The sequence below is a fragment of the Mycobacterium sp. genome, from assembly GCF_049281135.1.
GTDB lineage: Bacteria > Actinomycetota > Actinomycetes > Mycobacteriales > Mycobacteriaceae > Mycobacterium.
In genome coordinates, this window is record NZ_JBAPRN010000048.1 from 1 (window position 1) to 12,299 (window position 12,299).

The 12,299-nt window shown below is 63.7% G+C and carries 16 protein-coding genes and 1 pseudogene; 6 read left to right on the forward strand and 11 right to left on the reverse strand.

What is annotated here, in order from left to right:
- Positions 1–271 precede the first annotated feature (271 nt).
- Positions 272–1,075: an adenylate/guanylate cyclase domain-containing protein gene (locus tag WAN02_RS01915; protein WP_422262326.1), complete on the forward strand. Its 804-nt coding sequence runs from the start codon at positions 272–274 to the stop codon at positions 1,073–1,075.
- A 12-nt stretch (positions 1,076–1,087) separates the two neighbouring features.
- Here the strand turns inward: WAN02_RS01915 and WAN02_RS01920 are convergent, their stop codons facing one another.
- Positions 1,088–1,246: a hypothetical protein gene (locus WAN02_RS01920; RefSeq protein ID WP_325695417.1), complete on the reverse strand. Its 159-nt coding sequence runs from the start codon at positions 1,244–1,246 to the stop codon at positions 1,088–1,090.
- A gap of 58 nt (positions 1,247–1,304) precedes the next feature.
- Between WAN02_RS01920 and WAN02_RS01925 the strand changes: the two genes are divergently transcribed.
- Positions 1,305–2,000, forward strand: coding sequence for a guanylate cyclase (locus WAN02_RS01925; RefSeq protein WP_422262328.1), 696 nt, complete (start codon positions 1,305–1,307; stop codon positions 1,998–2,000).
- A 19-nt stretch (positions 2,001–2,019) separates the two neighbouring features.
- Here WAN02_RS01925 and WAN02_RS01930 read toward each other — a convergent pair whose 3' ends face one another.
- Genes WAN02_RS01930 through WAN02_RS01940 form a run of 3 tightly spaced genes read right to left on the reverse strand, consistent with a single transcriptional unit; the run spans position 2,020 to position 3,216 of the window.
- On the reverse strand, positions 2,020–2,382 hold the full coding sequence (locus WAN02_RS01930; protein ID WP_422262330.1) for a hypothetical protein: 363 nt from the start codon (positions 2,380–2,382) through the stop codon (positions 2,020–2,022).
- Positions 2,383–2,418: 36 nt separating this feature from the next.
- A complete protein-coding gene (locus tag WAN02_RS01935) occupies positions 2,419–2,940 on the reverse strand; it encodes a restriction endonuclease (protein WP_422262332.1) in 522 nt (173 codons plus the stop codon).
- A 51-nt stretch (positions 2,941–2,991) separates the two neighbouring features.
- On the reverse strand, positions 2,992–3,216 hold the full coding sequence (locus WAN02_RS01940) for an excalibur calcium-binding domain-containing protein (protein ID WP_422262334.1): 225 nt from the start codon (positions 3,214–3,216) through the stop codon (positions 2,992–2,994).
- A gap of 123 nt (positions 3,217–3,339) precedes the next feature.
- On the opposite strand from WAN02_RS01940, the gene WAN02_RS01945 reads away from it, so the two are divergent.
- Complete coding sequence (locus WAN02_RS01945; protein ID WP_422262336.1) at positions 3,340–3,675, forward strand: hypothetical protein; 336 nt, start codon at positions 3,340–3,342, stop codon at positions 3,673–3,675.
- 5 nt (positions 3,676–3,680) lie between these two features.
- Positions 3,681–4,901, forward strand: a complete 1,221-nt coding sequence (locus WAN02_RS01950; RefSeq protein WP_422262338.1) for an MFS transporter — start codon at positions 3,681–3,683, stop codon at positions 4,899–4,901.
- A 55-nt stretch (positions 4,902–4,956) separates the two neighbouring features.
- Here WAN02_RS01950 and WAN02_RS01955 read toward each other — a convergent pair whose 3' ends face one another.
- The 3 genes from WAN02_RS01955 to WAN02_RS01965 all read right to left on the reverse strand — a co-directional run bounded on the left by WAN02_RS01955 (position 4,957) and on the right by WAN02_RS01965 (position 7,218).
- Positions 4,957–5,382: a limonene-1,2-epoxide hydrolase family protein gene (locus WAN02_RS01955; protein ID WP_422262340.1), complete on the reverse strand. Its 426-nt coding sequence runs from the start codon at positions 5,380–5,382 to the stop codon at positions 4,957–4,959.
- A gap of 76 nt (positions 5,383–5,458) precedes the next feature.
- A complete protein-coding gene (locus WAN02_RS01960) occupies positions 5,459–6,409 on the reverse strand; it encodes a DUF1214 domain-containing protein (protein ID WP_422262342.1) in 951 nt (316 codons plus the stop codon).
- Positions 6,410–6,420: 11 nt separating this feature from the next.
- Positions 6,421–7,218, reverse strand: a complete 798-nt coding sequence (locus WAN02_RS01965; RefSeq protein WP_422262344.1) for an SDR family NAD(P)-dependent oxidoreductase — start codon at positions 7,216–7,218, stop codon at positions 6,421–6,423.
- Between the two features lie 194 nt (positions 7,219–7,412).
- Between WAN02_RS01965 and WAN02_RS01970 the strand changes: the two genes are divergently transcribed.
- Positions 7,413–7,913, forward strand: coding sequence for a nitroreductase/quinone reductase family protein (locus WAN02_RS01970; protein WP_422262346.1), 501 nt, complete (start codon positions 7,413–7,415; stop codon positions 7,911–7,913).
- Positions 7,914–8,009: 96 nt separating this feature from the next.
- Here WAN02_RS01970 and WAN02_RS01975 read toward each other — a convergent pair whose 3' ends face one another.
- The 4 genes and pseudogenes from WAN02_RS01975 to ychF all read right to left on the reverse strand — a co-directional run bounded on the left by WAN02_RS01975 (position 8,010) and on the right by ychF (position 11,498).
- Positions 8,010–8,810, reverse strand: coding sequence for a cytochrome P450 (locus WAN02_RS01975; RefSeq protein ID WP_422262349.1), 801 nt, complete (start codon positions 8,808–8,810; stop codon positions 8,010–8,012).
- Between the two features lie 595 nt (positions 8,811–9,405).
- Positions 9,406–9,630, reverse strand: a pseudogene (locus WAN02_RS01980) (alpha/beta fold hydrolase); the annotation flags it as partial.
- A 133-nt stretch (positions 9,631–9,763) separates the two neighbouring features.
- Entirely contained in the window at positions 9,764–10,309 is a 546-nt protein-coding gene (locus WAN02_RS01985; RefSeq protein WP_422262351.1) for a cupin domain-containing protein, read from the reverse strand.
- Positions 10,310–10,424: 115 nt separating this feature from the next.
- Complete coding sequence (gene ychF / locus WAN02_RS01990) at positions 10,425–11,498, reverse strand: redox-regulated ATPase YchF (protein ID WP_422262353.1); 1,074 nt, start codon at positions 11,496–11,498, stop codon at positions 10,425–10,427.
- Between the two features lie 125 nt (positions 11,499–11,623).
- Here ychF and WAN02_RS01995 point away from each other — a divergent pair.
- Positions 11,624–12,299 (forward strand): DUF6542 domain-containing protein (locus WAN02_RS01995; protein WP_422262355.1); only part of this gene is annotated, 676 nt, incomplete at its 3' end.

Consider the following 12,299-nt stretch of genomic DNA (forward strand, 5'->3'; position numbering starts at 1 on the left):
CAACACTTGCAGAACGTGGCCAACTCGACCCAGCCGCGGCCAGTTCCAACCCTAAACACTGCGGTTGCGCCCGACAACCGGCAGCGCACGAAATGTGTAACCGGTCAACCCAGTGCGGCAACTACCACGCGATCCGGCACACCGGAACTTTAGAATTCGCGGAACATACACTCGCGGTTGACCTTTCGCTTTATCGACGGCTATCTGCAGCCACCACGCTGTTATACCGATCTGGCGCTGTCGCTGCGGAAGCCACGATGGATCGGGGAAGATGCGTGGCATGCACGATCACCTGCTGATCGCGGTCTACGCGCTGGCCGGCGTCGCCGCCGTCGAAGCAGCAGCCCTGGGCGTTGGTTGGTGGCTGCTGCGCCGGGTCAGGGCTGAAAACGAGGCGCTCCGACAGCCGCCTGACTTATTGAGTTTCGGATCAAAAGCGGTCAAGACGGTATGGGAGACCGCGAGCCTGATGCGCAAGGAAGGTTTCGGCGCCGCGGTCCGCAGCTCGATCGAAGACCTCGCCGATTGGGCGGAGGTGGAACGCCCTGATCTGGCCCGGGTGACACCGGACGGCAGAGTGGCGATTCTGTTCTCAGATATCGAGGAGTCGACCGCACTCAACGAGCGGGTCGGCGACCGCGCCTGGGTGCGGCTGATCGGTGAGCACGACAAGCTGGTTCGCAAGCTGGTCAAGCAGCGCTCGGGTCATGTGGTGAAAAGTCAAGGTGACGGTTTCATGATTGCCTTTGCCCATGCCGAGCAGGCGGTGCGCTGCGGTATCGACATGCAGGACGCGCTTCACAGAGACGCACAACACAAGCGGCGCAACGGGATTCGAGTACGGATCGGCGTCCACATGGGTCGCTCGGTGCGCCGCGGCGACGACCTGTTCGGCCGCAACGTCGCGATGGCGGCGCGCGTCGCCGCCGAAGCCTGCGGCGGGGAGGTTCTGGTGAGCAACACCGTGCACGAAGCGCTCAGCGGTTGCGAGGACCTCACCTTCGATGGCGGCCGTGACGCCGAGCTCAAGGGCTTTGCCGGCACGCATCGGCTCTACGCCGTCGCCGCTGCCTGACTGGTCACCCTGCTAGCCCTCGCCGGCCTCAGCCAGCCGCTGTTGTAGCCGGTCGCGAATTTCGTTCGGGGTGTATGCCCGGCGTCGGCGCTGATCGCGAGCGACCAGCACTCCCCCGGCAGCCACCCCGACCACCCCGGCCAATCCCAGCAACTTCCAGATCGTGCGCATCGGGTCAGGTTATTCGCGAGTGCATCCCGACGGGGACGGTATTGCATATGGTGCGGTGGTGGACACGCACACAGTGACCTTGACCCAGGCTTTAGAACAGACCAGGACCGGCGACGTCTGGCTGTTCCGCGGGCATTCCGGACCTGACCGCGCCATCCAGACGATGTCGAACAGCCCGGTCAACCACGTCGGCATGACGGTCGCGATCGAGGATCTGCCGCCGTTGATGTGGCACGCCGAGCTCGGCGACAAGTTGACGGACGTCTGGACCGCGAACAACCACCGGGGTGTGCAACTCAACGACGCTCGCGAGGCCGTCGAGCGATGGCTGACTCGCTACGGCCAGCGCTGTTGGTTTCGTCAGATGACGCCCCACATCGACCACGATCAGGAGAACCGGTTGCTGCGCGTCATCGCCCGCATGGACGGCACGCCCTTTCCGTCGACGACCCGGCTCACGCTGCGCTGGCTGCGCGGTCAGCTCCCGACCCGGTACGACTGGGTGCGCGGCATCCCGTGGGTGGATTCGCGCGTTCGCGAATCGACCCGGCGCCGCAGGGAGGAGCAGCGCAAGGGCCGCTTCGAATCCGCTTACTGCGCCGAGACAGTGGCAGTCACCTACGAGGAGATGGGCCTGATCGAAACCGAGAAGCGGTCGAATTGGTTTGACCCTGGCCGGTTTTGGAGCGGTGACGATCTTCCGTTGATAGCGCCCTACCGTCTGGGCAGTGAAATCGCCGTCGTCGCAGACTGATCGACGTCGTGGCGGGTCGTCAGAGGGGCATCCAGGTCTTGTTGTTCCAGAACCCCCAGGCACGAGCCGTCATATTCCACATCACGCTCGCGCCCGGGGCCCACGGCGGTGGCGGCGGTTGCGGCGGCGCCCAGGACGGCGGGAGTCCCCAGGGTCCGTTGCCCATCGGACCACCTTGACCTGCTGCGCGTTCCCAGTCGTGGCATTGATTCCAATCCCAGTCGTAGATGCTGCCCCAGCCCGGGTCCCATGTCTGACCGGGACACCAGTGAAAGCTCGGAGCGGGTGCGGCCACCGCGATACCGTCGGCCAGTCCGCACGCGGCTAACGCCATGGCGCTGCACAGGAGCACCAGGGCCGCCAATTGCTTCATCGTCGCCATCCCCAGAGTTTGCCTCAGCCAGACTCCGGGCAAGCCCTAAACCGCGCGTCGCGCAGGACGCGGCACCCAGGCTTGCAGCGCTCTGCGACCGATCAATTGACAGTTGTGGGTATGGGCGAGTTGTTTGGCCGCAGCAGTGAATTCCTGATTGCTGATGACGATGCTCCTCGTGCATCCGTGGTGGCGGGCACCAGCCACCACCTGCTGAACAGCCGCGACGCCGACTGGCCTGCCGAGTCGCTTGCACTGCACCGCAACCGACTTGCCGTCCTTGTCGCCGATCAGGTCGACGCCGTAGTCGCCGCTCGCCGGGGTGAACGTCACCCGCCAGCCGGCCCGCTGCAGGCGGGCCGCCACGTAGTCCTCGAATTCCGTTCCGGTCATGGCATCGATCGCCGCCATCCCGTCGGCGCGCCCTCGCCGATTGCCTTCCGCCGACAGCAACACCGCGAGGATCAATCCGACGGCCGCGCCCACCAGACCCGCCCTGACGCTGTGGCCGACGAGGCCCGCGAACAGCCCGAAATACAGCGGCAGGAAGAGGTAGGTGATTCTCATCTCGCGCCGATGATAAGGACAGTCACCGACAAGCCAGCTGAACGCGGGGACTCACCGTGTCGACCGGCGCCCCTTATTAGCTGGCTCGCAGGCCAGGCCATCGCCGTCGAGGTCGAGATCCGGCCGATAGGCGGGGTCACTGGTCGGGATGCTGTACCGCCCATCGGCGTGCGCTTCATTGCAGTCCTGGTACGGCGGGCCCGCCAATACCGTTGGTGCAGAATCAATTTCGATGCCAAAGATGAGCGATGTGACGACGAGTGCGGCGCGCAGCATGACAACCCCTGCAGATGAACTCTTGGTGTCGACAAGCATAAGTCCGCGGATCGCCTGCCGCAGCACAACGCCCCCAGCGGCATCCGGGCCGCGGCGTCAACGCGAACCTACAATCCCGGGAAAATGGGGAAATCGCCCCACGACTTTCGCAGACTGATACCGCCACACTTAACGCAATATCTGCCGTCAGAAGGGATCGACCTTATGTACGTGTCCAAAACGCGGCTTGCGATCGGGACGTCGCTCATGGCGTTGACTTTCGGAATGCTGGGCGGTGGGACGGCCTATGCGTTCCAGGAGCACATGTTCAACGCCAGAAACGACCTCCAGCAGGCCGTCAACGAACTCAACCAGGCTGAACACGACAAAGGTGGACACCGCGAAAACGCCGTCGGGTTGGTGCAACAAGCGATCAACCAGGTCAATCAAGGCATTGTGGCTGGTGGCGGCACGCCCTAGCCGTCGTGGGTACAGGGCGTGTTGATCGGACGGACGCCGCCAGCGGGCGATTCTCCCCCGCGCTGAAGTTCGTGCTGATGGTCGGCGTGATGAGTTTTTTCGCCGACTTCACCTACGAGGCCTCCCGAGGCATCGTCGGCCCTTACCTGGGACTGCTCGGCGCCGGTGCGCTGGCCATCTCGTTGATCAGTGGGTTCGGCGAGCTGCTCGGCTACGGGCTGCGGCTGGTGTCCGGGCGCAGTGCTGACCGCACCGGTTTGTACTGGCCGATCACGATCGGCGGCTACATCCTGCAGATGTCGGTGGTGCCTCTGCTGGCGCTGGCCGGCAGCTGGCAGGTCGCCGCACTGCTGGTCATCCTGGAGCGAGTCGGCAAAGCCATCCGCAACCCGCCCCGCGACGCCATGCTTTCGCACGCCGGCAAGAACATGGGCTACGGCTGGGCCTTCGGCGTACACGAGGCACTCGACCAGTTCGGCGCCATGTGCGGGCCGCTGCTCATCGCGGTTGTCCTCGCGGTCAGCGCAGATGACTACCGACTGGCCTTCGCCGTTCTCGCCGTCCCAGCGGCCATCATGCTGTCCCTGCTGGGTGTGGCTCGGCTGGTTTACCCGCGCCCCCGAGACCTCGAGCCCGACACCGATGCCGTGCACACCGACGGGCTGCCCAAAGCGTTCTGGATCTACCTCGCCGCGGCGGCCCTGGTCGCGGCCGGATTCGCCGACTTCCCGATCATCGCCTACCACTTCCAGCACGCCGGCACCGTGTCGGCCAGCCTCATCCCCGTCTTCTACGCGGTCGCGATGGCGGTCAGCGGCGCCGGCTCGTTGGTGTTCGGACGGCTGTACGACCGCTTCGGCGTCGCGCTGCTCGTCCCGCTGACGCTGCTGGCCGCGGGGTACGCGCCACTGGCGTTGCTCGGCGGCCGGTGGGCCGCGCTGATCGGCGTATGCCTCTGGGGCCTGGGCATGGGTGTGCACGAATCCATCATCCCCGCGGCGGTCGCGCCGATGGTCTCGCCTGACCGCCGGGCCTCGGCCTACGGCCTGTTTACTGGCGTCTACGGCATCGCCTGGTTTGCCGGCAGCGCCGCGATCGGCGCGCTGTTCAGCCTGTCGCTGACCAGCGTTGCGGTTTTCGCAGTCGTCGCCGAATTCGCCGCCATCCCACTGCTGCTCATCGTTCGCCGCCTCACCATGCGTTCGCAATGCCCAATCATGTTGTGAGCAATCGAAGTGTCGTCGCCGCGGCTTCGTCTCCGACCAGCGTACGAGCGGATAGTCAGGAGCCGATCTGCTCAAACATCTGTGCCGGATCACTGCCGAGTTGCCGGGCGATGTCGCCCGTATCCCAGTACTCGCGCCAGCAGGTGATCGCGCCGTCGCGGACTTCGAAGATCGCCGTCACATGAAACGAGACTCGCTTGCCCGCAATCATGTTCACGTCGAGCCGCTCCATCACGACCGTATCGTCGTTGGAAACGACCGTTCGAATCTCGCTGCCCTCCACCATGCCCGACGCCAGCTGGTTGTGTTTCTCCAGCTCGGCGCGCGCCGCATCGCGTCCGCGAATGATCGGTGAGAGCGGCACGTTGAGCTGCCACACGAAGTCATCGGCCATCAAAGCAGTCATAGCGTCGACATCCATGTGTTCGCCGTACGCCGCGTGCACGAAGTCCAGGACGATCCGTTCAATTGCGTCTGCCATCGATCTACTCCCTGATCAGCTCCGATCATCAAGGTAGACCGACGTCGCGGCCCGCGGGTGCGCTTACACAGTCCGCTTAACCGCAGGGAGTAAGCGGTGGCGGCGTCCAGCTTCCGTCGAAGATCGCGGCACGAGGACGGTAGAGGCGGATGAGGTAATTCCAACCCTCCGGCGTGACGATCGCGTTCGGCGGGACGTCGCCGTCCGCCGAGGCAACGAATCGCACGGTCGTCGAGCCATCATCGTTGCGATCGCCGGTGACACTGTTGACCGAGTAGAGGTCCTTGGCGTTCGGCTCGAAGAAACCCAGCGCGTTGTACACCGACACTGACCAGAACGCTTCGACCGGAACATCTTTGAACACCAACTCGTAGTCACCGGGCGGGACTCTCGGGTCGACACCGACGTATGTCGCCTCGGAGGTGGGCAGCCCGCCCCACCCGGCCGCAGTCCCGATCAGGTGACGCACCGGGTCGACGCCATCGCAACTACCGAATGTCCGGTCAAAGTTGTTGAGCCCGCGGGCAAGCGCCAACAGTGCGTCGCGGGTTGCGTTGAGGCTGTCGACGTCGTAGTCCGGCTTGACGAATGCTTCAGACGAGCCGGCCTGTATCGCGAGGCGGTCTTGAACCGCCACGACGGCAGCAACATCCCCAGGATCGTTGGGGTCAACCAAGATTCGAACGCCGACCAGGACGTGCTGCGATTCGTATTGATCACTCGTCAGCGTATGTTCACCGGGCTCGTGCAAGACGCTGTTTACGAAGTGGTCTTCGTTGACGACCATCGCCGAGAGGTACCGACCGTCGGCATCCGGCAAGCTCAGCCGAGCCGGTCGCGCGAGATCGACGATTGCGAAACTGTATAACGTGTCCCGGTTCAGTCTGATGACCGTCTGTTCATCGATGCGGGCAGGTGTGCGGTTGTGCCGAAAGCTCCCGATTCCTCCTGCGAGGGCCTGGATGTCGGCGAACATCCGATGGGTCTCCGCCCGGACGAAGTTGTCGACGTTAACGAGAATCGCCATCGTCTGGGGTTCTACGACTTCGCTTGGTGGGGAATGCCTGTCAGCATGATCTCCGCCGCTCGCCGAGGCACTTCGGCCAACGCCGGGAATGCGGCCATGCGCTTGGGGACCCGTACGTGCCGTCGGTCCTTTTGCACCGCCCTGACGACCTCCTCGGCGACCTTGCCCGGAGGGACTTTGATAGCGACCCGGAATCGGTAAGTCCGCTCGAAGGATCTCGCCGTCGGCTCGTAATCGTCGGCGTGACTAAGCATGTCGGTGAGTGTCGGTCCGATTTCCACAAGAGTCGTGCGGATCGGCAACCCGCGGAAATCGGCTCGCAACCCTGCCGTGAAATGGGTCAGCGCCGCCTTGCACGCCGAGTACGTCACGAGACCGGGTATCACCATGCAGTCCCCCCCTGACGAGACGTTGACGATGTGGCCACCGCCGCGCTCGAGCATCCGGGGGATGACTTGCCGGCATAACACGGCCGGTGCCAAATAATTGACTTCGGTGACGCGGCGGAGTTCATCGGGAGGTATCTCACCGAACCAACCGACGGCGTCCAGGCCGGCATTGTTCACTAGGACATCAATCGGTCCGGCTTCGTCCTCGACCCTCTGGATCAGGGTGGCCACATCGGTTGGGTCAGAGAGGTCCGCAGGATGTGCAGTGCCGCCAAGTTCGGCCGCAAGCGCTCGGAGGGCATCTTGGGTCCGAGCGACGAGAGCTACCCTGGCACCGGCACCGGCAAAGCGGTGGGCGAGGACCTCGCCGATTCCCCGCGATGCCCCTGTTATGAGTACTCGTTTGCCCTGCAGTTGCATTTTTTCGAGCGTACGCAGTGGCGGTGGACTGGGCACTGATTCGGAAATCTCTGGCGTGCCACTGGAGCGACGTGAGCGATGCAGGCCGCCCTGACCAGTTGGATGGGCGCATGGTTACATGCTTCAATCTGGCGAAGTCAGCGACGCGGGTTTGGTCCAATCATCTTGACCCCGTCTACGTTTAGGAGTGACCCATGGGCGACGCCGATGCCGCAGCGATCCGAGCGGCGAGGGGAGACTGGGTCAGCGAGCACCTCGAGACGTATCTGACGTCCGGTGGCACACGGGGCCACATCTTGGATCTGAATGAGGTCGGGGGTCGTGCGCTGACCACTCACTGCTTGCTCAAGTGTGTGGGTCGCAAGTCGGCGAAGGTATATGTCCGGCCGTTGATCTACGGCAACGTCGGTGGCGAGATCGTGATCGTCGCATCGAAAGGCGGCGCCGACACACACCCGGGATGGTATTTGAATGTCTTGGAGAGCAACACGATCGGTGTGCAGATCGCGACCCAAGCGTTCGAGGCCACCTGGCGGGAACCCGAAGGCGAGGAACGCCATCAGGTGTGGGCCCACATGGCTCACCTGTACCCGCCATACCTCACCTATCAACAGTCGACCAGCCGCCAGATCCCGCTGGTGATGTTGACGCCCGTGCGGCCGATCGACGTGTTCTCCGCGGAAGATTCGCAATAACCGGTAGTCATCGATGACGCTGGACTCGACACTGGTCAGCTCGGCGTCCCCTCACGCCGGATCGAGTGCGAGCATTCATTGAGATGGTGGTCAGTACTAAGCCGTCGTTACCATCGGCAGCTCCGGAGGCCACACCACGCTCTGAGTCGCTGGGAACGCAGCCACCGCCCGGAAACCGGGAGCCACCCCAAAATGCCCGGCCCGGTCGAGCCACTCCTCAACCAGCACGCGCAACACCTGCCGGACGATGTGCCCGCCCCGGCAACGCATAGACCCCGCACCCAAACTCCAATGCCGGTGCGCCCTAACGCCAATCACAAGATCATCCGTGGACATGGGGTCGCTGCCGTCCCGCTGCACGGCACCGATACCCAACATCAGCACCACGTCGGCCGGTAGCTCTACCCCACCGACGGTCGTTGGCTGGGTAGTAAACCGCTGGCAACTGGGCACCATCGGCTCCAACCGTAGAAGCTCTTCAATGAACTCGCGTATGAGCTCAGGCTGACGACGAAGCACGTCGCACAATTCGGGGTTGCGTGCCAACTCGAGTAAGTGCCAGCCGGCGTGTTTGAACAGATTGCGGCACGCCTCGGACAGCACATGGCCTGACCGCCCATTGAGGTGTTCAACCGGCAACAGCTGCAAGCGCGCCACGCTGTCGAAAAGGGCGCCGGCCATCGGCGTGGTCACGTCGGCCACCGCGTCACCGCCACCAGCGGCGACGAAACGATCGATCAGCGCGACGGCGGTCGGACGGAACACCGCCGCAACGTCATGAGCTGATTTTGGCGCGAATAGCTCCTGGTGAACGTCGAGATCGCTTTCGGGAAGAGCGCGGGCGCAATCCAAACTTGCATCGTCGAGATGCGCTAGCACCTCCTCCCGTCCGATCACGAACACCCAGTTTGCAAACACCCCGTCTGCCCCTGGATGTCGTAAAATCGGGCCGGCCTCTCGCGCTAGGCGCCAACCCAAGCCGCGGTCCGTGCTCAGGGCGTTTGCCGCCTCGGCCGGAAAGAGTGGGCAGTCGGCAAGCTTCACGTGCCCCTCATTCTCCGCTGCGTCGGCCGATGATCAGTCGAGAAGCTCTCGGACACTTAGAAACTGCCAGTGCCGGCGTAAGGCCACCAATCATTTGGGTCATTGGGGTTGTAGTACTCACCATTCGACGGTTGGGCAGTCGGTGATGGAGGCGGTGGCGCCGGTGGCGGATCCGCCGGCGGCGGCGCCGGGAGGACAGCCGGCGTATTCGGCACGCGGCCGAAACCGGGCGCCGCACAAGCCGGGACGGTCACTGCGGCCGTGGGTACAGCGATAAGCACCCCCGCGACGGCGATCTTCGTGATGTTGCGGTGGACGCCGGATGACAATGTCCAAGTCATTGATCACTCCCCTCACCGGGTTGATCTCTCACCTGGACTCGGACGTTACGCGCACTCGACGTTGTTGTGCGGCCGAAGGGGCATCGCTTACTCGTTGTTTACTTAGACTCGGGTACGCGGTAATCCTTGACTCGGGTAGGACGCGCGCCGCGGGAGTAGCCCCGCTGGTTGGGTGCCAGGCATCGGTATCCCCGGACGCTGAGCCGCTGAATGACGCCGTTCCACACCGCATTCAGCTGCGGGAAGCCGTGCAGAAGGACGACCACGGGCCCGTCGGCCGGACCTTCGTCGATGACATCGAACACCAGCTCACCGCGGCGGTACTGATCCATCTACACAGCATCTAGTGTGGCGCCACGGTCATCCTTGAAATTAGACACATCCGACCGTGCCGAGCTGTTCCCATCAACCTTTGCCTGTAGACGTTGACCCAAACCGGAACTCGGCCAGGTCTCCGTCGGCCGACTATTTCGTTCCCGTGGCCGCGCGCGTACCTGAGTCGGGCAGCAGGGATGCGTACCACCGTGTCAATCCAACGAGCCGCCCCAACGGCGCCAGAATTGTGACGATCAACCGCACCGGCCTTGACGCTATAGAGGAAATTGATTGGAAATCCGAAAAGAAAACGGCTTTCTTTAACAGGTTCCTGCTTGCCATAGCGTGGGCTAAAACGGTGAAGAAGGGCTCGACGTCCAGCGGGGGTTCATACCTCTCGATCACAGTCGTGGGCCCCGGTCCCTCGTTCCACTGGGCGTGAATGCCGTTGACACCGGTTGTTGCTTTGTCGCCGGGGTTCAGCGCCAACACTTGTCCTCGGTTCACCCTTACATGCAGAGTTCCAGACAAAACTTCAAACGATTGCGATGTTGCGGGATGATGGTGCTCGCCGACCTTCGAGTTGGGCTGAAGCACATACTGCAACTGTTGGACTCGACCATCGGAATCGTTCCAGCTGTCGTCGAATACGAACTGTTCTCCAGTGTGCGAACTTTGGACAATTCTGCGCCCCATGCGGTCCCCTTGTTAGCCGTACCACGCCTCAGGCTAAAAGCACTCATCAGCCGCGGATGGCATTTGGGCGAAATCGCCAGCGCGGTATTCGAATCGCATGCCCTAGTGCTTCGACCTAGACGTTGAAGCGGAACTCCACCACGTCGCCGTCGGCCATCACGTAGTCCTTGCCCTCCATGCGGACTTTGCCCGCGGACTTGGCCGCGGCCATCGACCCGGCGGCGACCAGATCGTCATAGGACACGATCTCGGCTTTGATGAAGCCCTTTTCGAAGTCGGTGTGAATCACCCCGGCGGCCTTCGGTGCAGTGTCGCCCTGGTGGATCGTCCACGCCCGCGACTCCTTAGGTCCGGCCGTCAAATAGGTCTGCAGCTTCAAGGTGTGAAAACCGGCCCGCGCCAAGGCATCCAGGCCTCGCTCGGTTTGGCCGATCGACTCCAACAGCTCGGCGGCCGACTCATCGTCGAGTTCGGTGAGCTCGGCCTCGATCTTGGCGTCCAGGAAAACCGCGTCTGCCGGCGACACCAACGCACGCAGCTCGGCGACCCGGTCAGCATCGGTGAGCACCGACTCGTCGGCGTTGAACGCGTACAGAAAGGGTTTGGTGGTCAGCAGATTCAATTCCCGCAGCAGCAGCGCATCCGCGCGGGCGGCGAACAACGTCGTCCCGCCGTCGAGCACTTGCTGGGCGGACAACGCGGCGTCGTAGAGCGCTTTGCGCTCCTTGTTGTTGCGCGCCTCTTTCTCCAGTCGCGGCACGGCTCGCTCGAGGGTCTGCAAGTCGGCCAGGATCAGCTCGGTCTCGACGACCTCGATGTCGGACTTCGGATCAACCCGACCTGCGACGTGGGTCACATCGTCGTCGGCGAAAACCCGCACCACTTGGCAGATCGCGTCACACTCGCGGATGTTGGCCAGGAACTTGTTGCCCAGGCCTGCGCCTTCCGAGGCACCGGCGACCAGACCGGCGATGTCGACGAACGTCACCGGCGCCGGAACGATGCGCTCTGAGGCGAACAACTCCGCGAGCGTCGCCAACCGCGCGTCGGGCAGCGGCACCACGCCCTCGTTCGGCTCGATCGTCGCGAACGGGTAGTTGGCGGCGACCACGTTGTTTCTGGTCAGCGCATTAAACAGGGTCGATTTGCCGACGTTGGGCAAACCCACAATCCCAAGGCTGAGGCTCACAGGGACTCAAGTGTAGGAGAGCCGCGCCGCAGCCCATGACGCGCTGCCGCGCACCTGAGGCACGCCCACGCATTACTAACGAGGTCGTTACGCGTCTTTCAGCGTCAAACCGGTACGGTCGACATGTGTCAGCACAGCAGGACCGGTCGGCGGTGGCCGCAGATCACCGCTCGATAATCCCCGGAGTTCCTGGTGTTCCATGGTGGGCCGCAGTGGTGATCGCCGTGACCGGAGTCGCTGTCGGCTTCGCTTTCGACGCCGGATCCGGCAAGGAGCTGACCACCGTCTTCGGCGGCCTGTATGTAGCGGGTTGCGTGGCCGCGCTGCTGGCCGTTCGCCAGTCCGGAATCTTCACCGCGGTGATCCAGCCGCCGCTGATCTTGTTCGGCGCGGTGCCCGGCGCCTACTTCCTGTTCCACGGCGCCAAATTCACCGGCGTCAAAGACCTGCTGATCAACTCTGGCTACCCGTTGATCGAGCGTTTCCCGTTGATGCTGTTCACCTCGGCGGGCGTCCTGGCGCTCGGCCTGATTCGGTGGTATCTGGGCCGGTTCCACACGGCTGCGGCGGAAGCCACCGATGGCGCCGACGCTGCCCGCGAGAGTGGACGGCTCGGATTGGTCACTCGGCTGACGGCGATGTTCAACCGCGAACCCGCCGACGAGACCGTCGACAAGGCGGCCAAGTCGTGGTCACGCCGAACCCACGCCGTCGAGCGTTCCGCGCGATCCACCACGTCCGACCCCCGACGAACCGGTAAGCGTCCGGCGTCGACGCGGACCCGGCGGGGACGGCCGACGC

What these genes read in the sequence shown, in the direction of transcription:
- WAN02_RS01935 (WP_422262332.1), bottom strand. Translation starts at nt 2,940, where the DNA reads ATGAGAATCACCTACCTCTTCCTGCCGCTGTATTTCGGGCTGTTCGCG.
- WAN02_RS01930 (WP_422262330.1), bottom strand. Translation starts at nt 2,382, where the DNA reads ATGGCGACGATGAAGCAATTGGCGGCCCTGGTGCTCCTGTGCAGCGCC.
- WAN02_RS01920 (WP_325695417.1), bottom strand. Translation starts at nt 1,246, where the DNA reads ATGCGCACGATCTGGAAGTTGCTGGGATTGGCCGGGGTGGTCGGGGTG.
- WAN02_RS01955 (WP_422262340.1), bottom strand. Translation starts at nt 5,382, where the DNA reads ATGGCAGACGCAATTGAACGGATCGTCCTGGACTTCGTGCACGCGGCG.
- WAN02_RS01940 (WP_422262334.1), bottom strand. Translation starts at nt 3,216, where the DNA reads ATGCTGCGCGCCGCACTCGTCGTCACATCGCTCATCTTTGGCATCGAA.
- WAN02_RS01960 (WP_422262342.1), bottom strand. Translation starts at nt 6,409, where the DNA reads ATGGCGATTCTCGTTAACGTCGACAACTTCGTCCGGGCGGAGACCCAT.
- WAN02_RS01965 (WP_422262344.1), bottom strand. Translation starts at nt 7,218, where the DNA reads ATGCAACTGCAGGGCAAACGAGTACTCATAACAGGGGCATCGCGGGGA.
- WAN02_RS01915 (WP_422262326.1), top strand. Translation starts at nt 272, where the DNA reads ATGCGTGGCATGCACGATCACCTGCTGATCGCGGTCTACGCGCTGGCC.
- WAN02_RS01970 (WP_422262346.1), top strand. Translation starts at nt 7,413, where the DNA reads ATGGGCGACGCCGATGCCGCAGCGATCCGAGCGGCGAGGGGAGACTGG.
- WAN02_RS01945 (WP_422262336.1), top strand. Translation starts at nt 3,340, where the DNA reads ATGGGGAAATCGCCCCACGACTTTCGCAGACTGATACCGCCACACTTA.
- WAN02_RS01985 (WP_422262351.1), bottom strand. Translation starts at nt 10,309, where the DNA reads ATGGGGCGCAGAATTGTCCAAAGTTCGCACACTGGAGAACAGTTCGTA.